We start from the raw sequence: 25,857 nt of genomic DNA, 5'->3' as shown, positions 1-25,857 counted from the left end.
GCTTCAGTGTGCGTGCTTGCCGGGCGGGGGATTTAGCCGTAAACGACCTGTTCTTAGCCAAAGCAGCCATGGCGACATTCTGTCCTTGCGAGGCTGTTGCGCACGTCACAGAATCGGTCCTGGATCACAGCAGCACTCTCTTAGCGATAAAAGGGACAACAGCCATGATGCATGCGGATTTGATTGACCAGGACGACCTCGCCGGCCACCTGCGCGCCCGCGGTTTCGATATTCCTGCCGGGGCCAGTGCCGAACAGGCGTGCGAAGCGGTGGTGCGTGGGCTGACCGAGCCTAATGCGCGGGCGCTGAAGGGGATGGTGGAGCAGATGTACACCGGTAGTGCGACGATCCTGCCTGCTGTGCGCCAGGCCATCGACAAGCAGCTGTTGCCAGCGCTGGCGAGTTTCAATAAGCGGGCCTGATTCTTTTTCCTGTACTGGCCCTATCGCCTGCAAGCCAGCTCCCACAGTGACTACACACAGCTCGAGGCCTGTGCAGTACCTGTGGGAGCGGGCGTGCCCGCGAAAAGCCCGGCGCGTTGTCAGAGCCTTACGCTGGCAAAGGTCGACTCGTTGCGCGCCTGGCTAAGCGCGGCCATCGGCCCACTGTGCGGCGACAGGGTCATGGCCTGCGGAATCGGCATCATCGCTACCTGCTGCGCGGTGTTGGAACCCACACGCTCGTCACGCGGCGGTATGCCGAAGTACTCGCGGTAGCACTTGGAGAAGTGCGGCGTGGACACAAAACCACACACCGACGCCACTTCGATGATCGACATCGGTGTCTGCTTGAGCAGCTGCCGCGCACGGATCAGGCGCAGTTTCAGGTAGTAGCGCGATGGCGAGCAGTGCAGGTACTTCTGGAACAGCCGCTCAAGCTGGCGTCGCGACACCGCCACGTACACCGCCAGTTCGTCCAGGTCGATCGGCTCTTCGAGGTTGGCCTCCATCAGCGCGACGATTTCCTGCAACTTCGGCTGGTTGGTACCGAGCATGTGCTTGAGCGGCACGCGCTGGTGGTCCTGCTCGTTGCGGATGCGCTCATAGACGAACATCTCGGAGATGGCCGCCGACAGCTCGCGGCCATGATCGCGGCTGATCAGGTGCAACATCATGTCCAGCGGCGCAGTGCCGCCGGAGCTGGTGAAGCGGTTACGGTCGAGGGTGAACAGCCGGGTGCTCATGTTCACCCGCGGGTAGGCCTCCTGCATGGCCGCCAGGCACTCCCAGTGCACACTGCAATCGAAACCGTCGAGCAGCCCGGCACAGGCCAGGGCCCAGCTGCCGGTGCACACCGCGCCAAGGCGGCGCGACTGACGGGCCTGGGCCTGCAGCCAGGTGACATGCTCACGGGTAACAGTGCGCTGGATGCCCACGCCGCCGCAGACGATCACGGTATCGATGGGCGGGGCGCTGTGCATGGCGGCATCGGGGGTGATCTGCAGGCCGTCGCTGGCCCAGACCTGGCCGCCGTCGACCGTCAGGGTGTGCCAGCGGTACAGCTCGCGGCCGGACAGCTGGTTGGCCATGCGCAGCGGCTCGACGGCCGATGCCAGGGAAATCAGGGTGAAATTGTCCAGTAGAAGAAACCCGATGGACTGGGGTGCTGTGCGGTTCTGGGTTGGGGTCCCGGAGGTGTACGACGTCATCGCGATTTCTCCTCACACAAATGCAGGGTGTGCCTCAGGCGGGCACTGATTTCTTGTTATGACCCCTCGGTCATTTTCCGGGGGTAGGTTGCCAATCTCAACGCAAACGCCGTGCCTGAAATTGAACGGCTATCCAAAAAAACCTGAAAACGACACCTGCATCAGACAAATCAGGGGCTTCGGCCGAGTTGGCAGATAGTCGCAAAACAGGCGTGCTAGGCGCCGTGCGTGTAACGGCTGAGCAATTTGGTGACACGTGCAGCGTAAGTTGCCCAGAAACGACACTCTTGAGTGTCACCGACAATGCCGACACTGATCGCGACACCCGACGATCGGTAGGCGGCGGGCGCACCATAAGGAGGCATAGGTAGTTATGTTGCACCTGCATCAACCTTCAAAGGCCTCTTCGCGGGTGAACCCGCTCCCACACGTACTGCGCAATGCCTGTGGGAGCGGGTTCACCCGCCAAGAGGCCAGCAAACCTGGTAACGATCAGCACTCGATAGCGCTGACCGCCAGGCCACCGCGCGAGGTCTCTTTGTATTTGTCGTGCATGTCGGCCCCGGTATCGCGCATGGTGCGGATCACCTGGTCGAGGGAAATGAAGTGCTCGCCGTCACCGCGCAGCGCCATTTGCACCGCGTTGATGGCTTTTACCGCAGCAATCGCGTTGCGCTCGATGCATGGCACCTGCACCAACCCGCCGACCGGGTCGCAGGTCAGGCCGAGGTTGTGTTCCAAGGCAATTTCGGCCGCGTTCTCCACCTGTGGCGGGGTGGCGCCCAACACTTCGGCAAGCCCTGCCGCCGCCATGGCGCAGGCCGAGCCGACTTCACCCTGGCAGCCCACTTCGGCACCGGAAATCGACGCGTTCTTCTTGCACAGGATGCCCACGGCAGCCGCAGCCAGGAAGTAATCGACAATGCTGGACTCGTTCACCTCATCGCTGAAGCGCATGTAGTAGTGCAGCACCGCCGGGATGATGCCGGCCGCGCCATTGGTGGGTGCGGTAACCATGCGCCCACCGGCGGCGTTCTCTTCGTTGACGGCCAGGGCGAACAGGTTGACCCATTCCATGGCGCTCATGGTCGAGCCGATCACGTTGGGCTTGCCGATCTCCTGCAGGCTGCGGTGCAGCTTGGCAGCGCGGCGGCGCACGTTCAGCCCGCCGGGCAGCGTGCCTTCGTATTTAAGCCCGTTGTTGACGCATTCCTGCATGGCTTCCCAGAGCTTGTGCAGGCCGGCGCGGATCTCTTCTTCGCTGCGCCAGACCTTCTCGTTGGCCATCATCAATTGCGACACGCTGAGGTCGTTTTGCTTGCACAGCCGCAGCAGTTCGGCGGCGCTGTTGAAGTCGTACGGCAGCACCGTCTGGTCGGCATCCAGCACACCGCTGGCGGCCTGGGCGGCATCGACCACAAAGCCGCCACCCACCGAGTAGTAGGTGTCGCGGTGCAACTCGCCCTGCTCGCCTTCGGCAATCAGGGTCATGGCGTTGGGGTGATACGGCAGGTTCTCGTCCAGCAGCAGCATGTCGCGGGCCCAGACAAACTCGATCGGCAAGCGGCTATCAAGCTGCAGCGTGTTGGTTTCGCGCAGGTCGGCGATGCGCGGCACGATCTGGGTCGGGTCAATCGCGTCAGGCCATTCGCCCATCAGGCCCATGACCGTGGCGTTGTCGGTGCCGTGACCGATGCCGGTGGCCGACAGCGAGCCATACAGGCGCACTTCGATCCGTTTTACACGCTCCAGCTCGCCGCGTTCGCGAAGGCCCTGAACAAACAGGGCGCCAGCACGCATGGGGCCGACGGTGTGGGAGCTGGAAGGCCCGACACCGATCTTGAACAGGTCGAACACGCTGATGGCCATTGTCGAATCACCTCTTGCTGGGCTTGTCTCTGCGCGCCATGCGCAGGGCGGGGCAACTGCTAGGCTCAAACAGCGGGCCGCCTTGAATGCCAGCATCATCGGGCTTTTACCGCACCCCTCGCCGTCTGCAACCGACGTACTTTTGTCCAGCCGCGCCGCGCTGTTTTTGCTCAAGGAGCGGCCCTCACCACGCCGCTTTCCGGCGGCCTGGTGACGCAAAAATGCGGCCGAGGGGGTGGATAAACCCATAAGCGACATCGCCCTTACTGGATACGACCCGTTCCGTACTGGATACGACCCTACCAGTAGGCGATTGCCCGGCGCTGGAGGATTATCGAAAGCGACTCGTAAAGCACGGCCACGCATCCTGCCCTCTGCAGGCCTGGTCGACCGGACCCTCAGAAAGCCCGGCGACCCACGCGAACCCGAAGACAATATCTCAGGAGTCCATCCATGAAAGGTTCACCCTCGCTGTTGCTGGTTGCGTTGCTGTCCACGCCCTTGCTGGCCCAGGCCGCCGAACCCGAGCAGTGTCAGACGGTACGTTTCTCCGACGTCGGCTGGACCGACATCACAGTCACGACCGCGACCACCAGCGTTGTGCTCGAAGCCCTGGGTTACAAAACCCACACCACCATGATCTCGGTACCCGTGACCTACAAGTCGCTGGCCACCGGCAAGGACCTGGACGTGTTTCTCGGCAACTGGATGCCGACCATGGAGAACGACATCAAGCAGTACCGCGACGCTGGCACCGTGGAAACGGTGCGCGCCAACCTGGAAAACGCCAAGTACACCTTGGCCGTGCCTCAGGCGCTGTACGACAAGGGCCTGAAAGATTTCGCCGACATTCCCAAGTTCAAGAAGGAACTGGACGGCAAGATCTACGGCATCGAGCCCGGCAACGATGGCAACCGCACCATCCAGAGCATGATCGACAAGAACGCCTTTGGCCTGAAGGACGCCGGTTTCAAGATTGTGCAATCGAGCGAGGCCGGCATGCTGTCGCAGGTCGACCGCGCGCAAAAACGCGGCGAGGCCCTGGTGTTCCTGGGCTGGGAACCGCACCCGATGAACACCCGCTTCAAGATGCAGTACCTGACCGGCGGGGACGATTTCTTCGGGCCCGATTTCGGCAAAGCGACCGTATTGACCAATACCCGCAAGGGCTACGCGCAGGAATGCAGCAACGTTGGCCAACTGCTCAAGAACCTGTCGTTCGAGCTCAAGGATGAAAGCACCATGATGGGCTATGTCCTGGACGACAAGATGAAACCCGAAGCAGCCGCCAAGAAGTGGCTTAAAGACAACCCCGGCAAGCTGGACACCTGGCTTGCCGGCGTTACCACTGTTGATGGCAAACCCGGCCTTGAGGCGGCCAAGGCCAAGCTGGCGCAATAACGCAGCACGCAATAGCGCTACCTCGGGGCAGGACCGTGCCTGCCCCGGGTTGATTTCAATCTATGCAGGTGGAAGCTCGCTATCATGCTTATCGATCAGAAAATACCCCTGGGCCAGTACATCGCGTCGTTCGTCGAGTGGCTGACCCAGAACGGCGCAAATTACTTCGACGCCATCGCGCAAGGCCTGGAATTCATGATCCATGGGGTCACCAGTGCCCTGACCTGGTTCAACCCGTTCGTCCTCATCGCCCTGTTCGCCGGCCTGGCACACCTGATCCAGCGCAAGTGGGGGCTGACCGCGTTCGTTGCCCTGTCATTCCTGCTGATCTTCAACCTGGGTTACTGGCAGGAAACCATGGAAACCCTGGCGCAGGTGACCTTCGCCACGGTGGTGTGCGTGGTGATTGGCGTGCCCCTGGGCATCCTGGCTGCGCACAAACCAATGTTCTATACCGCCATGCGCCCGGTACTCGACCTGATGCAGACGGTGCCCACCTTCGTCTACCTGATCCCTACCCTGACCCTGTTCGGCCTGGGTGTGGTACCGGGGCTGATCTCTACCGTGGTCTTCGCCATTGCGGCACCAATCCGCCTCACCTACCTGGGCATCTGCGACGTCCCGCAAGAGCTGATGGACGCTGGCAAGGCCTTTGGCTGCTCGCGTCGCCAATTGCTTACCCGTATCGAACTGCCGCATGCGATGCCCAGCATCGCCGCCGGCGTCACCCAGTGCATCATGCTGTCGCTGTCGATGGTGGTGATCGCCGCCCTGGTGGGCGCTGACGGCCTGGGCAAACCTGTGGTCAACGCACTGAACACCGCCGATATCTCCCTGGGCTTCGAAGCGGGCCTGGCGATCGTGCTGCTGGCAATCATGCTCGACCGTATCTGCAAGCAACCGGAACTGCCGGTAAGGGGTGAGGCATGAGCATCATTCGTTTCGAAGACGTCGACGTCATTTTCTCCAATAAGCCGCGCGAGGCGCTGTCGCTGCTGGATCAGGGCAAGACCCGCGAACAGATCCTCAAGCAGACCGGCCTGGTGGTCGGCGTCGAAAAGGCTAACCTTGATATCAACAAGGGTGAGATCTGCGTGCTGATGGGCTTGTCCGGCTCGGGCAAATCGAGCCTGCTGCGCTGCATCAACGGCCTGAACACCGTCAGCCGCGGCAAGCTGTTTGTCGAGCACGAAGGCAAGCACATCGACATTGCCCACTGCAGCCCGGCCGAACTGAAAATGATGCGCACCAAGCGCATTGCCATGGTGTTCCAGAAGTTTGCCCTGATGCCCTGGCTGACGGTGCGCGAGAACATCAGCTTTGGCCTGGAAATGCAGGGCCGCCCTGAAAAGGAACGGCGCAAGCTGGTGGACGAGAAGCTTGAGCTGGTGGGCCTGACCCAGTGGCGCAACAAGAAGCCGGACGAGCTGTCTGGCGGCATGCAGCAGCGCGTGGGCCTGGCCCGGGCGCTGGCGATGGATGCCGACATCCTGCTGATGGACGAACCGTTCTCGGCCCTCGACCCGCTGATCCGCCAAGGCCTGCAAGACGAGCTGCTGGGCCTGCAGGCCAAGCTGAGCAAGACCATCGTGTTCGTCAGCCACGACCTGGACGAGGCACTGAAGCTGGGTACCCGCATTGCGATCATGAAGGACGGGCGGATCATCCAGTACAGCAAGCCGGAGGAGATCGTGCTCAACCCGGCCGACGAGTATGTGCGTACCTTCGTCGCCCACACCAACCCGCTGAACGTGCTGTGCGGCCGCAGCCTGATGCGCAGCCTGGACAACTGCAAGCGAGTCAATGGCTCGGTGTGCCTGGACCCGGGTATCGATTCGTGGCTGGACCTGGGCGAAGGTGGCGCGCTCAAGCGTGCACGCCAGGGCCAGAACGGGCTGGACATGCAGAACTGGGCACCGGGGCAGGATGTGGAGCTGCTGGAGCGCAGGCCGACCGTGGTGCACGCCGACATCGGCATGCGCGAGGCGCTGCAGATTCGTTATCAGACCGGCAACAAGCTGGTGTTGCAGGATAACAACAGGGTGGTGGGGATTCTTGGGGATACCGAGCTTTATCACGCGTTGCTCGGCAAGAACCACGGGTGATGCCCCCGGGCCCGCTTTGCGGGCCATTCGCAGCACAAGGCTGCTCCTACAGGGGAATGCGTATCCCTGTAGGAGCAGCCTTGTGCTGCGAATGGAGGGCAAAGCCCTCCCGGCAATCTGTCAGCGAACGACGATGCCGCGCGAAGCCATGTAGGCCTTGGCCTCCGGCACCGTGTACTCGCCAAAGTGGAAGATACTGGCCGCCAGCACCGCGCTGGCATGCCCTTCCAGAATGCCGTCAGCCAGGTGCTGCAGGTTACCCACACCCCCCGAGGCAATCACCGGAATGCCCAGCGCATCACTGATCGCGCGGGTAACACCCAGGTCGAAGCCGTTCTTCATGCCGTCCTGGTCCATGCTGGTCAGCAGGATCTCGCCAGCGCCCAGGCCTTCCATCTTCTTTGCCCACTCGACTGCATCCAGCCCGGTCGGCTTGCGCCCGCCGTGGGTGAAGATTTCCCAGCGTGGCGTTTCACCTGGCCCGGACACCTTCTTGGCATCGATGGCGACAACGATGCACTGCGAACCGAAACGGTCCGCCGCCTCGCCCACAAACTCCGGGTTGAACACCGCAGCCGTGTTGATCGAAACCTTGTCGGCACCGGCGTTGAGCAGGTTGCGGATGTCCTGCACGGTGCGCACGCCACCGCCCACGGTCAGCGGGATGAACACCTGGCTGGCCATGCGCTCGACGGTATGCAGGGTGGTGTCGCGGCCATCGACGCTGGCGGTGATGTCGAGGAAGGTGATTTCGTCGGCACCCTGCTCGTTGTAGCGACGGGCGATTTCCACCGGGTCGCCGGCATCACGGATGTTCTCGAACTTGACGCCCTTGACCACCCGGCCGTTGTCCACGTCCAGGCAAGGGATGATGCGCTTGGCCAGTGCCATGGTTCAGTCCTCAGCCTTGGTAGTTGTCGCAGAAGGCCTGGGCCTCGGCGACATCGAGTGTGCCTTCGTAGATGGCACGGCCGGTGATGGCGCCAATGATGCCAGGGGCCTTGGCGTCCAGCAGGGCCTTGATGTCGCCCAGGTTGTGGATGCCGCCCGAGGCGATCACCGGAATGCGGGTGGCTTCAGCCAGTGCCTTGGTGAAAGGCACGTTGCAGCCTTGCATCATGCCGTCCTTGGCGATGTCGGTGTAGACGATCGCCGAGACGCCATCGGCCTCGAAACGCTTGGCCAGGTCGATGACCTGCACGGTGCTCACTTCGGCCCAGCCGTCGGTGGCGACGAAGCCGTCCTTGGCATCCAGGCCAACGATGACCTTGCCGGGGAAGGCCTTGCACGCTTCGGCGACGAACTCTGGCTGCTTCACCGCCTTGGTGCCGATGATCACGTAGCTGACGCCAGCCTTGACGTAATGCTCGATGGTTTCCAGCGAACGGATGCCACCGCCGATCTGGATCGGCAGGGTCGGGTAGCGCTTGGCAATGGCGGTAACCACTTCACCGTTGACCGGCTGGCCTTCGAAGGCGCCGTTGAGGTCGACCAGGTGCAGGCGGCGGCAGCCACCCTCGACCCACTTGGCGGCCATGCTCACCGGGTCGTCGGAAAATACCGTGGAGTCTTCCATGCGGCCCTGGCGCAGGCGCACGCAAGCACCGTCCTTCAGATCGATAGCGGGGATAATCAGCATCTTGGGAACCTGTCTGTTCTTAGGGTTTCAGGGCTTTTCGAGCGCCCACAGATCGCTTTCGATGCTCTCGAACCGCTCCTTGAGGTGCAGCTGAACATCGGCAATCGCCCTGTTGTAGTAAAGGGGTGCAATTTCTTTGCTGAACAGCTCAAGCACCTCGGCCACCTCGAACGACCCCAGCTCCAGCTCGAAACGGTCTTCGAGGAAGCGCTTGAGCGTGTCGAGCGCATCGCGCTCCTGCTCGGGGGCCAGCGTGATGACCGGGGCCTTGGCTTTCGACCTGCTCATTTACCAGCGCCCGTCCCAGGCGACGAAGTTCTGCAGCAACTGCAGGCCATGGGTATGGCTCTTCTCCGGGTGGAACTGCACGGCAAAGCGCGAGCCGTCCGCCAGCGCAGCGGCAAAATCGACGCCGTAGTGGCCGCGGCCGACTACCTGGCCCGGCTTGCCGGCATTGATGTAATAGCTGTGCACGAAGTAGAAACGCGCCTGGTCGGGGATGTCGTGCCACAGTGGGTGGTGGATGGTCTGGCTGACTTCGTTCCAGCCCATGTGCGGCACCTTCAGGTGCTCACCGTCTTCTTGCAGACCTTTGCCGAAGAAACGCACCTGGCCCGGGAACATGCCGATGCAGTCGACACCGGCGTTTTCCTCGCTGTGTTCAAGCAGCGCCTGCATGCCCACGCAAATACCGAGGAACGGGCGGTCCTGGCTGACTTCGCGCACCAGGCTGTCGAAGCCCAGGCGGCGGATTTCGGCCATGCAATCGCGGATCGCACCTACGCCCGGAAATACCACGCGGTCGGCTTCACGAATGACTGCGGCATCGCTGGTGACCAGCACTTTACCGGCACCAACGTGCTCAAGCGCCTTGGCCACCGAGTGCAGGTTGCCCATGCCATAGTCGATTACGGCTACCGTCTGCATTTACAGGCACCCTTTGGTCGACGGCATCTGCCCGGCCATGCGCTCGTCGAGGGTGACAGCCATGCGCAGCGCGCGGCCGAATGCCTTGAACACGGTTTCGATCTGGTGGTGGGTGTTGTGGCCACGCAGGTTGTCGATGTGCAGGGTTACCAGCGCGTGGTTGACGAAGCCCTGGAAGAATTCCTGGAACAGGTCGACATCGAAGCCGCCAACACTGGCACGGGTATACGGCACATGCATCTGCAGGCCAGGGCGACCGGAGAAGTCGATGACCACACGCGACAGCGCTTCATCCAGCGGCACGTAGGCGTGGCCGTAGCGGAAGATACCTTTCTTGTCACCGATGGCCTGGGCGAAAGCCATACCCAGGGTAATACCGACGTCCTCGACGGTATGGTGATCGTCGATATGCGTGTCACCCTTGCACTCGATATCCAGATCGATCAGGCCATGGCGGGCGATCTGGTCCAGCATGTGTTCAAGAAAAGGCACGCCGATATCGAATCGGGCCTTGCCACTGCCATCGAGGTTGATCGAGCACTTGACCTGGGTTTCCAGGGTATTGCGCTCGACGGAAGCCTTACGTTCGACCATCACCAGCTCCGCAAAATCATTGGGCGAAAAGGGCTCCATTATAGGCCCAGAACGTGCCAGCTTGAAACGCGGATGACATATGGCAAAGCGAGGAATTACGGGGGCTGGATGCTGCTACAGGTCTATACAACTGCGTAATGGGGGCTGCTTTGCGCCCCCATGCAGTTACATCAATGGAACAGGACAGCAGTCTTCTGCAGTGTCACCCACACACCCCAGGCCAGCGGCACGACCACCACCGCCCAGGCCAGCAGCACCAACGGCAGGCTCCCCGGCGCCGCCTTCCACTCCAGCGACCGCGCCCCATCGGCACCCTTGTCATGGCTCAGCGCGCGCTCGGCCGCCAGTTCGGCATCGCTCATGAAGTGCTTGTCGGCCACCGGGCGCACCAGCATGTTGCAGATAAAGCCCAGCACCAGCAGGCCGGCGAGGATATACAAGGTCATGTCGTAAGACGCTGCGCGCTCTACACCCGCTGCCAGCTGAGACTCGCGCAGGTAAGTGATCAACACCGGCCCCAGCACGCCCGCCGCAGCCCAGGCAGTCAGCAGGCGACCATGAATGGCGCCGACCATCTGCGTGCCGAACAGGTCAGCCAGGTACGCCGGCACGGTCGCGAAACCGCCGCCATACATCGACAGGATGATGCAGAACGCGGCCACGAACAGCGCCACGTTACCCAGGTGCCCCATGTTCGGCACCAGGCTGTAAAGGCCGACGCCCAAGGCGAAGAAGGCAAAGTAGGTGTTCTTGCGGCCGATGTAGTCGGAGAACGACGCCCAGAAGAACCGCCCGCCGATATTGAACAGGCTCAGCAGGCCAGTGAAGCCGGCGGCGATCGCGGCAATCTGTGCCAACTGGGCCGCATTCAGCTGGCTGAAGGTCAGTTCGTTGCCCAGCAATTTGCCGGCGAACACTTCCTGCAGCAGGGGCGACGCCATGCCGAGAATACCGATACCCGCCGACACGTTCAGGCACAGCACCAGCCAGATCAGCGCGAACTGAGGGGTTTTCCACGCCACACTGACATGTACATGGCGGTCGGTGACCATGGTGTTACCGGCTTTTTTCGCCGGGGCGCTCCAGCCTTCGGGCTTCCAGCCGGTCGGCGGCACTCGGTAAGCCAGCGCACCGGCAGTCATGAACACGAAGTAGATCGCCGCCATGGCGACGAAGCTCTGCCATACGCCCACTTCGTGTTCATTGCCAAAATGCCCCATCAGCGCAGTGGCCAGCGGTGCACCCACCATGGCCCCGCCACCGAAGCCCATGATCGCCATGCCGGTGGCCATACCGCGTTTGTCCGGGAACCACTTGATCAGCGTGGACACAGGGGAGATATAGCCCAGGCCCAGGCCGATACCGCCGATCACGCCGGAGCCCAGCCACATCAGCCACAGTTGGTGGGTTTTTACGCCAATGGCCGAGATCAGCATGCCGCCACACCAGCACAGTGCCGACACCAGGCCCGCCTTACGCGGCCCGGCGTGCTCCAGCCAACCACCCAGTACTGCCGCGGAGCAGCCGAGGAAGACGAAGAACAGGGTGTAGATCCAGCTCAGCATCGAGATCGGCCAGTCGCATTCGGCGCTGAACAGACGGGCAATGAAGCCCATGTCTGGCGCACAGGCGACGGGCGCGGTGATGCCGAGGGCTTGCGACAACGGCAGCCAGAACACCGAAAAACCGTAGGCCATGCCGATGCACAGGTGGATGGCCAGGGCGGCTGGCGGGACCAGCCAGCGGTTGAAGCCCGGGCGGGCGATGATGCGCTCCTTCGACAGGAAGCCTGGCGCACTGGCCGAGGCCCCCGCCGCGACGGTACTGGTCATGGATCTGATCCTTCTTATAGGGTGGGTGCTCGCAAAGCGGCGCAAGATTAGCAGAGCCAAGTGACGTGAAAGCAATCTGATATCGTGATTTTTCGCGTTGCTGAAACGGTCCTCTCTCCTGTGCCGGCCTCTTAGCGGGCTCGCCCGCTCCCACAGGATTTTCAACACCCTTCAGGCCTGTGCAGTACCTGTGGGAGCGGGCATGCCCGCGAAGAGGCCGGCACAGGCAAACATTTGCCCACCGAAAGCCGTACCATCTGCTTCAACCGTAGGAAATGCCCTGTATCTCTAGTCGAATAAGCAGGGACAACCCCCGCGGCGTTATACTCTGTCGCCTGAATTCACTAACGGACTACAAGGACTCGCCCATGAAAGCGTTCGGCAAAATCCTGGGGCTGGGGCTTCTCGGGTTGCTGCTGATCATCGTGGCGCTGGGCTTCGCCCTGACCCACCTCTTTGATCCCAACGACTACAAAGACGAGATTCGCCAGTTGGCACGGGACAAGGCTCACGTCGAGTTGAGCCTCAACGGCGACATCGGCTGGAGCCTGCTCCCGTGGCTGGGCCTGGAGTTGCACGAGGCAAGCATCGCCACCTTGGCCAAACCCAAGGAGCCGTTCGCCGACCTGCAAATGCTCGGCCTGTCCGTGCGTGTGCTGCCGCTGCTGCGCCGCGAGGTGCAGATGAGCGACGTGCGCGTCGAAGGCCTTAACCTGACCCTGGCCCGCGACGAGCTGGGCCATGGCAACTGGGAAGACATCGGCAAGCCGCTGCCCGTACAGAACGGTGCAAGCGCCGATGCACCCGCACAGGCACCTGCTGAGCAGAAGCCTGCTACCGCCGACAGCAACGACCGCGCCATCAAGCTGGACATCGACAGCCTGACCGTGAACAACGCACGCCTGCAGTACACCGATGCCAAGACCGGCCACAGCTACAGCGCCGAGAGCATCCAGCTGAGCACGGGGCCGGTCCACGAAGGCGCCAACATTCCGCTCAAGGCCAGTGCCTTCATCAGCGCCAGCGAGCCGAATATCAAGGCCCGCACCGAACTGGCCGGCGAGCTGCGTTTTGACCGCAAGCTCAAGCGCTACAACTTCGAAGACATGCGCCTGTCGGGCGAAACCTCGGGTGAGCCAACCGGCGGCAAGACCGTGACCTTCGCCGCCCAGGGCCAGCTGCTGGTCGACCTGGCAGCCAATGTCGCCTCGTGGAACGGCCTGAAAGTCTCGGCCAACCAGCTGCGCGCCCTGGGCGAGCTGAATGTGCGCGACCTGGACAAGGCACCACAGCTGAGCGGTGGCCTGTCCATCGCCCAGTTCAACCTGCGCACCTTCCTCGACAGCATCGGCCGCTCGCTGCCGGCCACCAACGACCCGGCAGCCTTCGCCAAGCTGGAGCTGGTGACCCGTCTGCAGGGCACGGCAAACAGCCTGGCCCTGGAAGACCTGGCCGTGAAGCTGGACGACAGTACCTTCAGTGGCCGTGTGGCCGTGGAAGACTTCGCCAAGCAGGCCCTGCGCCTGCAACTGAAGGGCGATACCTTCGACGCTGACCGCTACCTGCCAGCCAAGAGCGAAGAGGCCAAGGGCGCCACTGCCGCGCGCCAGGCCGAGGTCAAGCAGCAAGAAGCCAGCGCCGTGGCCGGTGCCGGCACCACACCACTGCCCAACGCCCCGACCCAGGTGGCCTGGAGCGACGACAAACTGCTGCCGGTCGACCGCCTGCGCGCCCTCGACCTGCAAGCAGACCTGGCCTTTGGCTCGCTGACCGTGGACAAGCTGCCGATCGAAGACGCCCAGCTCAAGGCCATTGGCCAAGGCGGCCTGCTGACCCTGCAAACCCTGCGCGGCGAGCTGTACAACGGCACCTTCGAAGCCAAGGGCACGGTCGACGTGCGCCCTGCCGTACCGCAACTGGGTGTGAACACCAACATCCAGCGGGTGCCGGTAGAGCACTTCATCAAGACCGAAGGCAAGGACCAGGTACCACCCGTCAAAGGCCTGCTGACACTGACCAGCGACCTGACCGCCAGCGGCAACAGCCAGAAAGCCCTGGTCGACACCCTGAACGGCAGCGCCAACTTCACCATCAATGATGGCGTGCTGGTCAATGCCAACCTGGAACAGCAGCTGTGCCAGGCCATCGCCACCCTCAACCGCAAGACCCTGAGCGGCGAGCCACGTGGCAAGGACACCCCGTTCCAGGAACTGCGCGGCAGCCTGGTGGTGCGAAATGGCGTTGCCAGCAACCCGGACCTCAAAGCGCGCATCCCGGGCCTGACCGTCAACGGCCATGGCGACCTCGACCTGCGCGTGCTGGGCATGGACTACAACGTTGGCGTGATTGTCGAAGGCGACCAGCGCGCCATGCCGGACCCGGCCTGCCAGGTCAACGAACGCTACGTGGGCGTTGAAGTGCCGCTGCGCTGCCGTGGCCCGCTGGAGCTGGGCGCCAAGGCCTGCCGCCTGGACCAGGGCGGCATGGGCAAAGTTGCCGCCAAGCTGGCCGGCAACCGTCTGAAAGACAAGATTGATGAAAAGCTCGAAGAGAAACTCGGAGACAAAGTGAGCCCGGAAGTAAAAGACGCACTCAAGGGGCTGTTCAAGCGATGAGCCCCGAGCAGTTCTCCAGCGCTGTGCTGGACTGGTACGACGAGCACGGCCGGCACGACCTGCCCTGGCAACAGGGCATCACCCCGTACCGGGTGTGGGTGTCGGAAATCATGTTGCAGCAGACCCAGGTCAGCACCGTGCTCAACTACTTCGACCGGTTCATGCAGGCCCTGCCGACCGTGCAAGCCTTGGCCGAAGCGCCGGAGGACGAAGTGCTGCACCTGTGGACGGGGCTGGGCTACTACACCCGCGCACGCAACCTGCAAAAGGCGGCAAAAATCGTCGTCGCGCAACATGGCGGCGAGTTCCCGCGCAGTGTCGAGCAGCTCACCGAGCTGCCCGGCATCGGCCGCTCCACCGCCGGCGCCATCGCCAGCATCAGCATGGGCATACGCGCGCCGATCCTGGACGGTAACGTCAAGCGCGTGCTGGCCCGCTACACCGCCCAGGCCGGCTACCCTGGCGAGCCCAAGGTGGCCAACCAGCTGTGGGCCACGGCCGAGCGTTTTACCCCGCTGCAGCGCGCCAACCATTACAGCCAGGCCATGATGGACATGGGTGCCACGCTGTGCACCCGCAGCAAGCCCAGTTGCCTGATCTGCCCGTTGCAGCGCGGCTGCGAGGCGCACCTGCACGGTGAAGAAACCCGCTACCCGGAGCCCAAGCCGCGCAAGGCGTTGCCACAACGGCGCACGCTGATGCCACTGCTGGCCAACCACGAAGGCGCCATCCTGCTCTATCGCCGCCCCTCCAGCGGCCTTTGGGGTGGCTTGTGGAGCCTGCCGGAGCTGGACGACCTCGCACAGCTCGACGACCTGGCCTATCAGCACGGCTTGCGCCTGGCAGGCAGCCGGGCCATGGCAGGCCTGACCCATACCTTCAGCCATTTCCAGCTGGCCATCGAGCCTTGGCTGGTGCGCGTCGACTTGGTCGGCGAGCACGTGGCCGAGGCCGACTGGCTCTGGTATAACCTCGCCACCCCGCCGCGCCTGGGCCTCGCCGCCCCGGTCAAAAAGCTGCTTGAACGCGCAGCCGACGAACTGATTGCAGGAGACGCCCGATGACCCGCACCGTGATGTGCCGCAAGTACAAAGAAGAACTGCCAGGCCTGGAGCGCCCGCCCTACCCCGGCGCCAAGGGCCAGGACATCTTCGAACACATCTCGCAGAAAGCCTGGGCAGACTGGCAGAAGCACCAGACCATGCTGATCAACGAAAAACGCCTGAACATGATGAATGCCGAGGACCGCAAATTCCTCCAGGCAGAGATGGACAAGTTTTTCGCCGGCGAAGAATACGCCCAGGCGGAAGGCTACGTTCCACCGGCCGAATGACCCCAAAAATCGTAAGCGACGGAATTAATTTAAAATTTTTTCAAAAAGTCGTTGACGAGCGGTCCGGAAATCTATTTAATTCACCTCGTCGCCCAGATAGCTCAGTCGGTAGAGCAGAGGATTGAAAATCCTCGTGTCGGCGGTTCGACTCCGTCTCTGGGCACCACCTTCAGCTTCTGGTGGTTGCAAAGTTACCCGAAGCGACAACAAGAAACCCGCCTAGTGCGGGTTTTTTGTTGTCTGTGATTTGTGCTGTGGATTCGGCAGCTATCCCACCTGCTGCCAAACCCGAACAAGGCTTTACCCGGTAGAGCGTGGCAACACCTCGGCATGCAGCCTCACCCCAAGCGCTGCCATCACTTTCATGATGGTCGCCAGGCTCGGGTTACCTTCAGCGGACAGCGCCTTGTACAACCCTTCCCGCGTCAGCCCGGTATCACGTGCCAGTTGGGCCATGCCACGCGCGCGAGCGATATCACCCAATGCAGCAGCGAGCAGCGCCGGGTCGTTTTCTTCAAGACAGGCTTCAAGGTACAAGGCCATGTCCTCTTCTGTCTTCAAATGGTCCACAGCGTCCCATTTGGTCAGTTTGATAGTTGTCATGGTGGCCTCCTAGAGGTCGCGAGCCAGCTTGATAGCAGATTTTATATCTCTGGCCTGGCTAGCTTTGTCGCCACCCGCCAGGAGGATGATCACTTCATAACCCCGCTGAACGAAATACACCCGATAGCCCGGGCCATAGTCGATCCGAAGCTCGGACACTCCCTCAGCAACCGGCTTACAGTCCCCCATCACGCCAAGCTCCACTCGACGCAACCGGACATTAATGCGAGCTTTCGCACGCGGATCCCGCAAAGCAGCGAACCACCTTCGGTACGTTTCGGATTGTATTAATGTACGCATGGGAAAAATGTAAACCGCAGTTCACACTACAGCCAATTTGTAGCTGTTTCAAACTGTTTGTCAGCACGCCATTGACCAGCATCAAATGGCCACCGCTCGCCACACCATAAGGTACTGAATGGACATCCGTATCGACTAGCAAGGACCTCCATGAGCGAAGAATCACCCCTCCTGCTCCCCGCCCCCAGCGAACCCGCCATCACTCCAGTCCGCACGCGCCGCCCACGCCAGCGCAAGCCGGAACCGGCGATCACCCGTATCAGCCAGCAACCCGCTGCACTGGAAGTTGCCACCGCCCCGAAGGGCAGCAACGAAGACAGCACCTCGGCCCACCTGCCGGCCAGCTACCCCTACCGCACCCGCCTGCGACGCCAGGACTACGAAAAGGCCAAGCACGCGCTGCAGATCGAGCTGTTGAAGGTACAAAGCTGGGTGAAGGAAACCGGCCAGCGTGTGGTGATCCTGTTCGAGGGGCGCGATGCCGCAGGCAAGGGCGGCACCATCAAGCGCTTCATGGAGCACCTCAACCCACGTGGCGCACGCATCGTCGCACTGGAGAAGCCTTCCGAGCAGGAACAGGGCCAGTGGTATTTCCAGCGCTACATCCAGCACCTGCCCACAGCAGGTGAAATGGTGTTCTTCGACCGCTCCTGGTACAACCGCGCGGGCGTCGAGAAGGTGATGGATTTCTGCACACCGCTGCAGTACCTGGAGTTCATGCGCCAGACACCGGACCTGGAGCGCATGCTGTGCAACAGCGGCATCCTGCTGTTCAAGTACTGGTTTTCGGTGAACCGCGAAGAGCAACTGCGGCGCTTCATTTCACGCCGGGACGACCCGCTCAAACACTGGAAGCTGTCGCCCATCGACATCAAGTCGCTGGACAAGTGGGAAGACTACACCGCGGCCAAGGAAGCGATGTTCTTCCACACCGACACCGCCGATGCGCCGTGGACGGTGATCAAGTCCGATGACAAGAAGCGCGCACGGATCAACTGCATCCGCCACTTCCTGCATTCACTGGACTACCCAGGCAAGGACCACAGCGTGGCCCACGCCCCGGATGCGCTGCTGGTCGGCAAGGCCGCTCGCGGCTTCGAGGAAGACGAGCTGGTCGCCCAACCAGCCTGAAGGGCCTAGAAGTTGGCCATGGCACTGCAATAATCAGCTTTGCGCCGGGCCACGTCCTCGGCCTTGTCCAGGCGCTTGAGCGTGCCGCCGCAAGCGCTATAGCCGTGCACCACCAGCTCATAGTCGGCGCCTTTTTGCGGCACAAACGAGAACATGCCCAGGCAGTTCTGCACCGTGTCATAGCCGGCCGAGCGGCCCCCATCGAGAAAATGCAGGGTAAACGGCTTACCGGCAGGCACCAGCACTTCGCTGACTGCGTCACCCGCCTGGGCAGATACACTGGCCGGCATGCCCAAGGTTTCGCCATTGCGGTCGGCGAAGCCTTTGGTGGGTACTGCAATCACTCCGGCACCGGGGCTGTACCAGTCCACACAATCCTTCTCCGGTACCGCACGTACCATACCGTCGGCGATTACCCGCAGGCGTGCGGTGTCACCGCCAATGGGCGAGCCGTAGGGGGTATTGAAAGATTTGACTGCGGCAATGTTGCCGCAGCCGGCAAGAGCGGCGGCCAGCAGGCCGAGCATGACGGGTGCTTTCATCCGTGAATGTCCTTTGCGCGAATGCCGAATGTCCGGCAGCCTGACTCAGACCCGCCAATGCCGCTTGGGTTTCACTGCCATCTGCGATTCAATACGCACTTTTCCAGCACCACCCAAGGACTCAAGCCCCCATGGCCACCCCTACCAAGCAACAGAAACGCGCCAAGCGCGCCGCCAGCAAGGCCAAGCAGAACCGCATGGTGCGCAGCGGCCAGGCGGTCAAGCCCAGTGCCGGCGACAGCGCCAGCGTCGAGCAGGTGTTCAACAAGGCGATGGAGTCGGGCAGCTACGACGCGATGTTCGAGAAGATGAAGGAAGCCCAGGCAGGCGGCCTGGTGCCGATGATCTCGGTATTCCTGGTGGACCCGCTGCTGGCCCTGGTGCTCAAGGGGCACAAGGAAGAGCACGCTACCGACTACATCGTGCTGGTGTTCAACGCCTACCGCAAATGGCTGGACGGCGCTGACGAAGAGGCCACCATGGCCTGGCTGGAAAGCGATGAGTTCCAGGATGCCTACATCGCCGCATCCGAACTGGTGGCCAAGCAGCAGCAACAGCAGAAGCAGTTTGGCTGACAGGGCCATTTAACCTGCAAGGGCCCTATCGCCGGCAAGCCAGCTCCCGCAGGTTCATGACAGGCCTGAGTGCAGCAACATTCCTGTGGGAGCTGGCTTGCCGGCGATAGGGCCGGTGCAGGCTACAAAAAAAGGCCGCACCCTTCACAGGGCGCGGCCTTTTCATTTCAGCCAGCGCGGATCAGTTATCCAGCGCCACCCGCCCGGCAGCTTCGCGCTTGCGGTGCACCAGCAAGCCAGCCGCTACTACACCAATGCTCAGCAACGCAGTCGCGATGATCTCCGCACGGTGATCCTCACGCAGCGCCATTACCACAAGAATGGCAACGATAAAGGCAATGGTCGCCCAGGTCAGGCCCGGGAACAGCCACATCTTGAAGGCAATCTTCTCGCCACTGGCTTCACGCTTGGCACGCATGCGCAGCTGCGAAATGGCAATCACCAGGTACACCAGCAGCGCAATGGCACCAGAACTTGCCAGCAGGAATTCGAACACCTGGGCCGGGGCCACGAAGTTGGCGAACACGCAGAGGAATGCCGCTGCAGTGGACAGCAATACCGCCACGTACGGGGTCGCCGCCTTGGTGGTGCGCTGGGCAATGGCCGGGGCGTCGCCACGCTTGCTCAGCGAGAACAGCATGCGCGAAGAGGTGTACAGCGCCGAGTTCAGGCAGCTGGTCACGGCAATCAGCACGACGATGTCGACAATCAGCTTGGCATTCGGCACGCCGATACGGCTCAGCACGGTCTGGTAGGAACCGGTTTCGGCCAGGGCCGGGTCGTTCCACGGCACCAGGGCAACGACCAGGAAGATCGACACCAGGTAGAACAGGCAGATACGCCAGATGACCGAGTTGGTGGCGCGGCTGATCTGCTTGCCCGGGTCCTTCGACTCGGCAGCGGCGATGGTGACAATTTCGGTACCCATGAACGAGAACATAGTGGTCAGCATGGCTGCCAGCACTGCGCCCAGGCCGTTAGGCATGAAGCCTTGGGTGTCGAACAGGTGGCTGGCACCGCTCACCTGGCTGCTCGGCACAAAGCCGAACAAGGCCGCACAGCCCACGGCGATGAAGCCGACGATCGCCAGCACCTTGAGCAGGGCGAACCAGAACTCGAACTCACCGTAGTTCTTCACGCTGCACAGGTTGGTCAGGGTAAGCGCCAGGGTAATGATGAGGGAGAAGGCCCACAGGTCAACTGCAGGGAACCAGGCATGCAGAATGGCCGCGGCGGCGTTGGCTTCCAGCGGAATCACCAGCACCCAGAACCACCAGTACAGCCAGCCAATGGTAAAACCGGCCCAACGCCCAATGGCGCGGTCGGCATAGGTTGAGAACGAACCGGTGTCTGGCGAGGCGACCGCCATTTCACCCAGCATGCGCATCACCAGCACGACCAGCGTACCGGCAGCGGCGTAAGCCAGCAGCACGGCCGGGCCGGCAGCTGCGATGGCGTGGCCGGAGCCTACGAACAGGCCGGCACCGATGACGCCAGCGATGGACAGCATGGTCACATGCCGTTGTTTGAGCCCCTGAGCGAGGTCATTGGAATTGTTACCGCTCATTAAAACTACCTTTGTAAGGAGTGGACCACTCCGACTGCGGAAACGGAGCGCGCCAGGGGTTGATCTAGGCGTCGCTGCAATCGGCGGTTTCCTACTGGCAATAAGCGCGCCACCAGCTGAATGCATTCGTCAGAAATTTCTGCGGGCCTTTTAGGACGCGGTTTGGAGGGCTTTCGGCCAGACCTTGACCGAAAGGACGCCAAATCGTCGGATTACTGAAATACCCACTTACAAACGCACCAAAGGTGCTCCCCGGTAACACCTGTGCACCACCGCAATGCCAAAAAGTGCAACCTTGAGGTACAACCTTTTAGCCTGCGTGCGTATTCGCGGGTAACCCCGCTCACACTGGACTGGCCTGACCTAAAGGTCTGGTTTACCCCTCGAATGGGCCAAAACCGCTTCCATGAGCAGGCTAAAGCTGGCACCATCGCGCCTTTTTTCATCAAGGCTCTGGTGCTGGGCGACACCTTCGCGGACATCTGCGCGACGTTGCGCTGCAGCGATGCGACAAACTGCCCCACCAGTGCCCCGAGTCCCTGGCAACCCTGTTGGCCGCCATAATGCCGCTATGCTAGCTTGGCGCACGCCAGGAAGGCCGCCAATAGCTGGGAACGCACCCGAACACATGAGGACCGCACATGGCTCAGGCCACGCCCGCGCTGGAAATCCGCAATCTGCACAAACGCTACGGCGAGCAGGAAATTCTCAAGGGCATTTCGCTGACCGCACGCGACGGTGACGTGATCTCCATCCTGGGGTCGTCCGGCTCCGGCAAGTCCACCCTGCTGCGTTGCATCAACCTGCTCGAGAACCCGCACCAGGGCGAAATCCTGGTGGCCGGCGAAGCCCTCAAGCTCAAGGCTGCCAAAAACGGCGACCTGGTCGCCGCCGACAACCGCCAGATCAACCGCCTGCGCAGCGAAATCGGCTTTGTCTTCCAGAACTTCAACCTGTGGCCGCACATGTCGATCCTCGACAACATCATCGAGGCGCCACGCCGCGTGCTCGGCCAGAGCAAGGCCGAGGCCATCGAAGCCGCCGAAGCGCTGCTGAACAAGGTTGGCATCTACGACAAGCGCCACAGCTACCCCGCCCAGCTTTCCGGTGGCCAGCAACAGCGTGCCGCCATTGCCCGTACCCTGGCCATGAAGCCTAAAGTCATCCTGTTCGACGAGCCCACTTCGGCCCTCGATCCGGAAATGGTCCAGGAAGTGCTAAACGTTATCCGCGCATTGGCCGAAGAAGGCCGTACCATGCTGTTGGTAACGCACGAGATGAGCTTTGCCCGCCATGTGTCCAGTGAAGTCGTCTTCCTGCACCAGGGCCTGGTCGAAGAGCAGGGATCGCCGCAGCAGGTCTTCGAGAACCCGAACTCGGCGCGTTGCAAGCAATTCATGTCAAGCCACCGCTAACGGAGCAATACATGCACACCTACAAGAAGTTTCTCCTGGCAGCTGCTGCCACGCTGGTGATGTCGGCAAACGCCATGGCCGCAGAAAAACTGCGCATGGGCATCGAAGCCGCCTACCCACCGTTCAACAACAAGGATGCCAGCGGTAACGTGGTTGGCTTCGACAAAGACATTGGCGACGCCCTGTGCGCCAAGATGAAAGTCGAGTGCTCGGTCGTTACCTCCGACTGGGACGGCATCATCCCGGCCCTGAACGCCAAGAAGTTCGACTTCCTGGTGTCGTCGCTGTCGATCACCGACGAACGCAAGCAGGCTGTGGACTTCACCAATCCGTACTACTCCAACAAACTGCAGTTCATCGCAGCGAAGAACGTCGACTTCAAGACCGACAAAGCGTCGCTGAAAGGCAAGGTCATCGGCACCCAGCGCGCCACCTTGGCCGGCACCTACCTTGAAGACAACTACCCGGATGTCGATGTCAAACTTTACGACACCCAGGAAAACGCCTACCTGGACCTGGTGTCCGGCCGCATCGACGGCATCCTGGCCGACAAGTACGTGCAGTACGAGTGGCTGAAGAGCAAAGACGGCTCGAACTTCGAGTTCAAGGGCGAGCCGGTGATGGACAGCGACAAGATCGGCATTGCCGTGCGCAAAGGTGACACCAAGCTGCGCGACGAGCTGAACAAAGCCCTGGCCGAGATCAAGGCCGACGGCACGTACAAGAAAATCAACGACAAGTACTTCCCGTTCAGCATCGAATGACCCGCCCTGACCGGCGCGCCCCCGTGGCGCGCCAGTCCCTAAAATGACCTGCCCATGAATATCGACCTGCACGGATTCGGTCCGGCCATGATGGCCGGCACCCTGATGACCGTAAAACTGGCGCTTTGCGCCTTGCTGCTGGGGCTGGTGCTGGGCCTGCTCGGCGCCCTGGCCAAAACCTCACCGCTCAAGCCGCTGCAATGGCTTGGCGGCTTCTACTCGACCCTGGTTCGCGGCGTGCCCGAACTGCTGTGGGTGCTGCTCATTTATTTCGGCACCGTCGGGCTGATGAACAGCCTCGGCGAAGCCCTGAACATGCCGGGCCTGGAGCTTAGCGCCTTCGCGGCGGGTGTAATCGCCCTGGGCCTGTGCTTTGGCGCCTACGCCACCGAAGTGTTCCGTGGGGCCATCCTGGCGATCCCCAAGGGCCATCGTGAAGCTGGCCTGGCGCTGGGCTTGTCCAAGGGCCGCATCCTTTCGCGGATCATCCTGCCGCAGATGTGGCGCATCGCCCTGCCCGGCCTTGGCAACCTGTTCATGATCCTGATGAAGGACACCGCCCTGGTGTCGGTGATCGGCCTGGAAGAAATCATGCGTCACTCGCAAATTGGCGTGACCGTGACCAAGGAGCCCTTCACCTTCTACATGGTCGCGGCCTGCATCTACCTGGGCCTGACCGTCATTGCCATGACCGGCATGTACTTCATGGAAAAACGCGCCGCTCGCGGCTTTGCGAGGGCTGAATAATGAATTGGGAAGTCATCTTCAAATGGCTGCCACGCCTGGCCGAGGGTGCGGTCCTGACCCTGGAGCTGGTAGCCATTGCCGTGGTTGCCGGTTTGATCCTGGCCATCCCGCTGGGCATCGCCCGCTCCTCGCGCCACTGGTACGTGCGCGCCGTGCCGTTCAGCTACATCTTCTTCTTCCGCGGCACGCCGCTGCTGGTGCAGCTGTTTCTGGTCTACTACGGCCTGGCACAGTTCGATGCGGTGCGTTCCAGCTCGCTGTGGCCGTACCTGCGCGATCCGTTCTGGTGCACGGTGCTGACCATGACCCTGCACACCGCTGCCTACATCGCCGAGATCCTGCGTGGCGCGCTTCAGTCGATCCCCAAAGGTGAGATCGAAGCGGCGCGGGCGCTGGGCATGTCGCGTGGCAAGGCGCTGTTCTACATCATGCTGCCCCGTGCTGCGCGCATCGGCCTGCCGGCGTACAGCAACGAAGTGATCCTGATGCTCAAGGCCAGTGCGCTGGCCAGTACCGTGACCCTGCTGGAACTGACCGGCATGGCCCGTACCATCATTGCCCGCACCTACCTGCCGGTGGAGATCTTCTTTGCCGCAGGCGTGTTCTACCTGGTGATCTCGTTCCTGCTGGTGCAGGGCTTCAAGCTGCTGGAGCGCTGGCTGCGCGTGGATGCCTGCCAGGGTCGTTGAGACCTTACTGGCCATTTCGCGGGTAAACCCGCTCCCACAGGTACATCACAGGCCTTGAAACCTGTGCTAATCCTGTGGGAGCGGGTTCACCCGCGAAGAGGCCCTCAAACCCAACACACTTCTTCCCATGCCCAACCACCTCCACAGCCACCACCTAAGCACCCGCTTCAAGGCCCTCGACCAGTTCCTGATCGAGCACCATCAGCTGTGGAAACCCCGCCCCTTCACCACCCTGCAACTGGCCTGGGAAACCACCCACCCCGAACTCGCCACCCACCTGCGCCAATGTTCCCTGGCAGACGCCGAAGCCGATAGCGCCGCTGACCGCTTGCCCGCGCCCTTCCCGCAACTGGCCGAACAAGCCCAGAAGCTCGCCGCCCTCGGCAGCCTCCCTCAGACCGACCTGCCACCCGCCGCCCACCGCCTGGACGTCGCCGTCCCCGGCCGCAAATGGCAGCAGATCGAAGCCTTCGCCAGCCACCTGGCCTTCCGCGACCCACCCCGCCACTGGCTGGACTGGTGCTCCGGCAAAGGCCACCTCGGCCGTCGCCTGCTGCAACCCGGCCAACAGCTGACCTGCCTGGAGTACGACGCCGAACTGGTCGTCGCCGGCCTGGCCCTGAGCGGCCACCATCACTTGCCAGCACAGCACGTACACCAGGATGTGATGGCCAGCGACAGCGCCCGCCACCTGGGCGGCGACAAAAGTGTGGTAGCCCTGCATGCCTGCGGCGACCTGCATGTGCGCCTGATGCAGCTGGCCAGCCAGCAAGGCTGTCGGCAACTCGCCGTAGCCCCCTGCTGCTACAACCGCATCGCGGCGCCGCAGTACCAAGCGTTATCCACAGCCGCGCAGGCATCAAGCCTGCAGCTGTCGCTGGATGACCTGGGCCTGCCCCTGAGCGAAACCGTCACAGCCGGCGCCCGCGTGCGGCGCCAGCGCGACACCTCGATGGCCCGTCGCCTGGGCTTTGATCTGCTGCAACGCCAGCAGCGCCAGAGCGGCGAGTACCTGCCAACGCCGTCGCTGCCGGTAGCCTGGCTGGAAAAGCCCTTCGAGCAGTACTGTCGCGACCTGGCCGATCTCAAACAAATGCCCTTGACCGGCAACCCGGACTGGGCCGCCCTCGAGCTCGCCGGCTGGCAGCGCCTGGCCGAGGTACGCAACCTGGAGCGCGTACGCAACCTGTTCCGCCGGCCGCTGGAGTTGTGGTTGGTACTCGATCGCGCCCTGTTCCTCGAAGAACAAGGCTACGCCGTTCGCCTAGGCCTGTTTTGCGACTATCCACTGACCCCACGCAACCTGCTTATCCTCGCGGAACGCGACCGTTAGCCGCAGCACAACCTGTGGATAAGTCTGTGAACAAGCTTTTGATTACCTGTTGGATCCAAGCGCTATTTCAAGCGTTTGGCTTATTCCGGGTTGCAGCTCAAGGCCAGTAAAAACAGGCGTTTGCGCAAAGACCAGCGGCGCAGCGATCCGGCATGCCTTTCGCGCAAGTCCCAAATGCCACTTGTGCATAAACATTTCTTGTGGTTGGCGCAAGCGGCTTTTGTGGGA

Annotated in this window: 26 protein-coding genes and 1 tRNA gene; 15 read left to right on the top strand and 12 right to left on the bottom strand. The window is 62.1% G+C overall.

From position 1 onward, the window contains the following. The first annotated feature begins 164 nt into the window (after window positions 1-164). A complete protein-coding gene (locus E8E78_RS01645) occupies window positions 165-422 on the top strand; it encodes a hypothetical protein (protein WP_016497608.1) in 258 nt (85 codons plus the stop codon). A gap of 119 nt (window positions 423-541) precedes the next feature. Here E8E78_RS01645 and E8E78_RS01640 read toward each other — a convergent pair whose 3' ends face one another. Together E8E78_RS01640 and E8E78_RS01635 are read right to left on the bottom strand one after the other, a co-directional pair. Then, window positions 542-1,648: a GlxA family transcriptional regulator gene (locus E8E78_RS01640; protein ID WP_016497607.1), complete on the bottom strand. Its 1,107-nt coding sequence runs from the start codon at window positions 1,646-1,648 to the stop codon at window positions 542-544. Between the two features lie 492 nt (window positions 1,649-2,140). Beyond that, on the bottom strand, window positions 2,141-3,517 hold the full coding sequence (locus tag E8E78_RS01635) for an L-serine ammonia-lyase (RefSeq protein ID WP_016497606.1): 1,377 nt from the start codon (window positions 3,515-3,517) through the stop codon (window positions 2,141-2,143). Between the two features lie 453 nt (window positions 3,518-3,970). Between E8E78_RS01635 and E8E78_RS01630 the strand changes: the two genes are divergently transcribed. The 3 genes from E8E78_RS01630 to choV all read left to right on the top strand — a co-directional run bounded on the left by E8E78_RS01630 (window position 3,971) and on the right by choV (window position 7,023). Beyond that, window positions 3,971-4,918, top strand: a complete 948-nt coding sequence (locus E8E78_RS01630; protein ID WP_016497605.1) for a choline ABC transporter substrate-binding protein — start codon at window positions 3,971-3,973, stop codon at window positions 4,916-4,918. Window positions 4,919-4,999: 81 nt separating this feature from the next. Beyond that, a complete protein-coding gene (gene choW, locus E8E78_RS01625; protein ID WP_169725175.1) occupies window positions 5,000-5,848 on the top strand; it encodes a choline ABC transporter permease subunit in 849 nt (282 codons plus the stop codon). Then, window positions 5,845-7,023: a choline ABC transporter ATP-binding protein gene (gene choV / locus E8E78_RS01620; protein WP_059394975.1), complete on the top strand. Its 1,179-nt coding sequence runs from the start codon at window positions 5,845-5,847 to the stop codon at window positions 7,021-7,023. The genes choW and choV overlap by 4 nt, the downstream gene beginning before the upstream one ends. Window positions 7,024-7,143: 120 nt before the next feature. Here the strand turns inward: choV and hisF are convergent, their stop codons facing one another. The 6 genes from hisF to E8E78_RS01590 form a co-directional block, all read right to left on the bottom strand. Then, a complete protein-coding gene (gene hisF / locus E8E78_RS01615; protein ID WP_008091498.1) occupies window positions 7,144-7,914 on the bottom strand; it encodes an imidazole glycerol phosphate synthase subunit HisF in 771 nt (256 codons plus the stop codon). 10 nt (window positions 7,915-7,924) lie between these two features. Continuing rightward, window positions 7,925-8,662 carry a 1-(5-phosphoribosyl)-5-[(5-phosphoribosylamino)methylideneamino]imidazole-4-carboxamide isomerase gene (gene hisA, locus E8E78_RS01610; RefSeq protein ID WP_016484508.1) on the bottom strand — a complete coding sequence of 246 codons (738 nt, stop codon included), beginning with the start codon at window positions 8,660-8,662 and terminating at the stop codon, window positions 7,925-7,927. 27 nt (window positions 8,663-8,689) lie between these two features. After that, window positions 8,690-8,950, bottom strand: coding sequence for a DUF2164 domain-containing protein (locus E8E78_RS01605; RefSeq protein ID WP_043203968.1), 261 nt, complete (start codon window positions 8,948-8,950; stop codon window positions 8,690-8,692). Next, window positions 8,951-9,589: an imidazole glycerol phosphate synthase subunit HisH gene (gene hisH / locus E8E78_RS01600; RefSeq protein ID WP_049276201.1), complete on the bottom strand. Its 639-nt coding sequence runs from the start codon at window positions 9,587-9,589 to the stop codon at window positions 8,951-8,953. Beyond that, the gene (gene hisB / locus E8E78_RS01595) at window positions 9,590-10,183 is read right to left on the bottom strand and encodes an imidazoleglycerol-phosphate dehydratase HisB (RefSeq protein ID WP_009682881.1); all 594 of its coding nucleotides are present in this window, start codon (window positions 10,181-10,183) and stop codon (window positions 9,590-9,592) included. 170 nt (window positions 10,184-10,353) lie between these two features. Then, a complete protein-coding gene (locus tag E8E78_RS01590; RefSeq protein ID WP_059394977.1) occupies window positions 10,354-12,015 on the bottom strand; it encodes an OFA family MFS transporter in 1,662 nt (553 codons plus the stop codon). A 368-nt stretch (window positions 12,016-12,383) separates the two neighbouring features. Here E8E78_RS01590 and E8E78_RS01585 point away from each other — a divergent pair, with 368 nt between their 5' ends. The 4 genes from E8E78_RS01585 (at window position 12,384) to E8E78_RS01570 (ending at window position 16,129) form a co-directional block, all read left to right on the top strand. Then, window positions 12,384-14,630 (top strand): AsmA family protein, encoded by a 2,247-nt coding sequence (locus E8E78_RS01585; RefSeq protein ID WP_280312455.1) that lies wholly within the window; start codon window positions 12,384-12,386, stop codon window positions 14,628-14,630. Beyond that, window positions 14,627-15,694, top strand: a complete 1,068-nt coding sequence (gene mutY / locus E8E78_RS01580; protein WP_280312454.1) for an A/G-specific adenine glycosylase — start codon at window positions 14,627-14,629, stop codon at window positions 15,692-15,694. The genes E8E78_RS01585 and mutY overlap by 4 nt, the downstream gene beginning before the upstream one ends. Then, window positions 15,691-15,963, top strand: coding sequence for an oxidative damage protection protein (locus tag E8E78_RS01575; RefSeq protein WP_016497598.1), 273 nt, complete (start codon window positions 15,691-15,693; stop codon window positions 15,961-15,963). Before mutY ends, E8E78_RS01575 begins: the two co-directional genes overlap by 4 nt. Before the next feature lie 90 nt (window positions 15,964-16,053). Then, window positions 16,054-16,129: transfer RNA gene (locus E8E78_RS01570), tRNA-Phe, on the top strand. Window positions 16,130-16,263: 134 nt separating this feature from the next. Here E8E78_RS01570 and E8E78_RS01565 read toward each other — a convergent pair. Further along, the gene (locus E8E78_RS01565; protein ID WP_049278078.1) at window positions 16,264-16,566 is read right to left on the bottom strand and encodes an addiction module antidote protein; all 303 of its coding nucleotides are present in this window, start codon (window positions 16,564-16,566) and stop codon (window positions 16,264-16,266) included. 9 nt (window positions 16,567-16,575) lie between these two features. Then, window positions 16,576-16,866 carry a type II toxin-antitoxin system RelE/ParE family toxin gene (locus tag E8E78_RS01560; protein ID WP_049278080.1) on the bottom strand — a complete coding sequence of 97 codons (291 nt, stop codon included), beginning with the start codon at window positions 16,864-16,866 and terminating at the stop codon, window positions 16,576-16,578. Window positions 16,867-17,016: 150 nt separating this feature from the next. Between E8E78_RS01560 and ppk2 the strand changes: the two genes are divergently transcribed. Then, window positions 17,017-17,997 carry a polyphosphate kinase 2 gene (gene ppk2, locus E8E78_RS01555; protein ID WP_084966519.1) on the top strand — a complete coding sequence of 327 codons (981 nt, stop codon included), beginning with the start codon at window positions 17,017-17,019 and terminating at the stop codon, window positions 17,995-17,997. 5 nt (window positions 17,998-18,002) lie between these two features. On the opposite strand, the gene E8E78_RS01550 is transcribed toward ppk2, so the two are convergent. Next, window positions 18,003-18,539 (bottom strand): hypothetical protein, encoded by a 537-nt coding sequence (locus E8E78_RS01550; protein ID WP_049278083.1) that lies wholly within the window; start codon window positions 18,537-18,539, stop codon window positions 18,003-18,005. A 131-nt stretch (window positions 18,540-18,670) separates the two neighbouring features. Between E8E78_RS01550 and E8E78_RS01545 the strand changes: the two genes are divergently transcribed. Continuing rightward, window positions 18,671-19,114: a hypothetical protein gene (locus tag E8E78_RS01545; protein WP_016497596.1), complete on the top strand. Its 444-nt coding sequence runs from the start codon at window positions 18,671-18,673 to the stop codon at window positions 19,112-19,114. Between the two features lie 181 nt (window positions 19,115-19,295). On the opposite strand, the gene gabP is transcribed toward E8E78_RS01545, so the two are convergent. Then, the gene (gene gabP, locus E8E78_RS01540) at window positions 19,296-20,681 is read right to left on the bottom strand and encodes a GABA permease (protein WP_016497595.1); all 1,386 of its coding nucleotides are present in this window, start codon (window positions 20,679-20,681) and stop codon (window positions 19,296-19,298) included. 641 nt (window positions 20,682-21,322) lie between these two features. Between gabP and E8E78_RS01535 the strand changes: the two genes are divergently transcribed. The 5 genes from E8E78_RS01535 to E8E78_RS01515 all read left to right on the top strand — a co-directional run bounded on the left by E8E78_RS01535 (window position 21,323) and on the right by E8E78_RS01515 (window position 25,629). Beyond that, the gene (locus E8E78_RS01535; protein WP_016484496.1) at window positions 21,323-22,096 is read left to right on the top strand and encodes an ABC transporter ATP-binding protein; all 774 of its coding nucleotides are present in this window, start codon (window positions 21,323-21,325) and stop codon (window positions 22,094-22,096) included. Window positions 22,097-22,107: 11 nt separating this feature from the next. Further along, a complete protein-coding gene (locus E8E78_RS01530; RefSeq protein WP_049278089.1) occupies window positions 22,108-22,860 on the top strand; it encodes an ABC transporter substrate-binding protein in 753 nt (250 codons plus the stop codon). Between the two features lie 54 nt (window positions 22,861-22,914). Continuing rightward, entirely contained in the window at window positions 22,915-23,607 is a 693-nt protein-coding gene (locus tag E8E78_RS01525; RefSeq protein WP_016497593.1) for an ABC transporter permease, read from the top strand. Beyond that, window positions 23,607-24,296, top strand: a complete 690-nt coding sequence (locus E8E78_RS01520) for an ABC transporter permease (RefSeq protein ID WP_016497592.1) — start codon at window positions 23,607-23,609, stop codon at window positions 24,294-24,296. Before E8E78_RS01525 ends, E8E78_RS01520 begins: the two co-directional genes overlap by 1 nt. Before the next feature lie 127 nt (window positions 24,297-24,423). Beyond that, entirely contained in the window at window positions 24,424-25,629 is a 1,206-nt protein-coding gene (locus E8E78_RS01515) for a methyltransferase (protein WP_280312448.1), read from the top strand. Window positions 25,630-25,857: the final 228 nt, after the last annotated feature.

It is taken from the genome of Pseudomonas sp. BN505, from assembly GCF_029873175.1.
Lineage (GTDB): Bacteria > Pseudomonadota > Gammaproteobacteria > Pseudomonadales > Pseudomonadaceae > Aquipseudomonas > Aquipseudomonas putida.
Note: the sequence above shows the minus strand (reverse complement) of the source record. Positions and strands in the feature narration are given on the sequence as shown.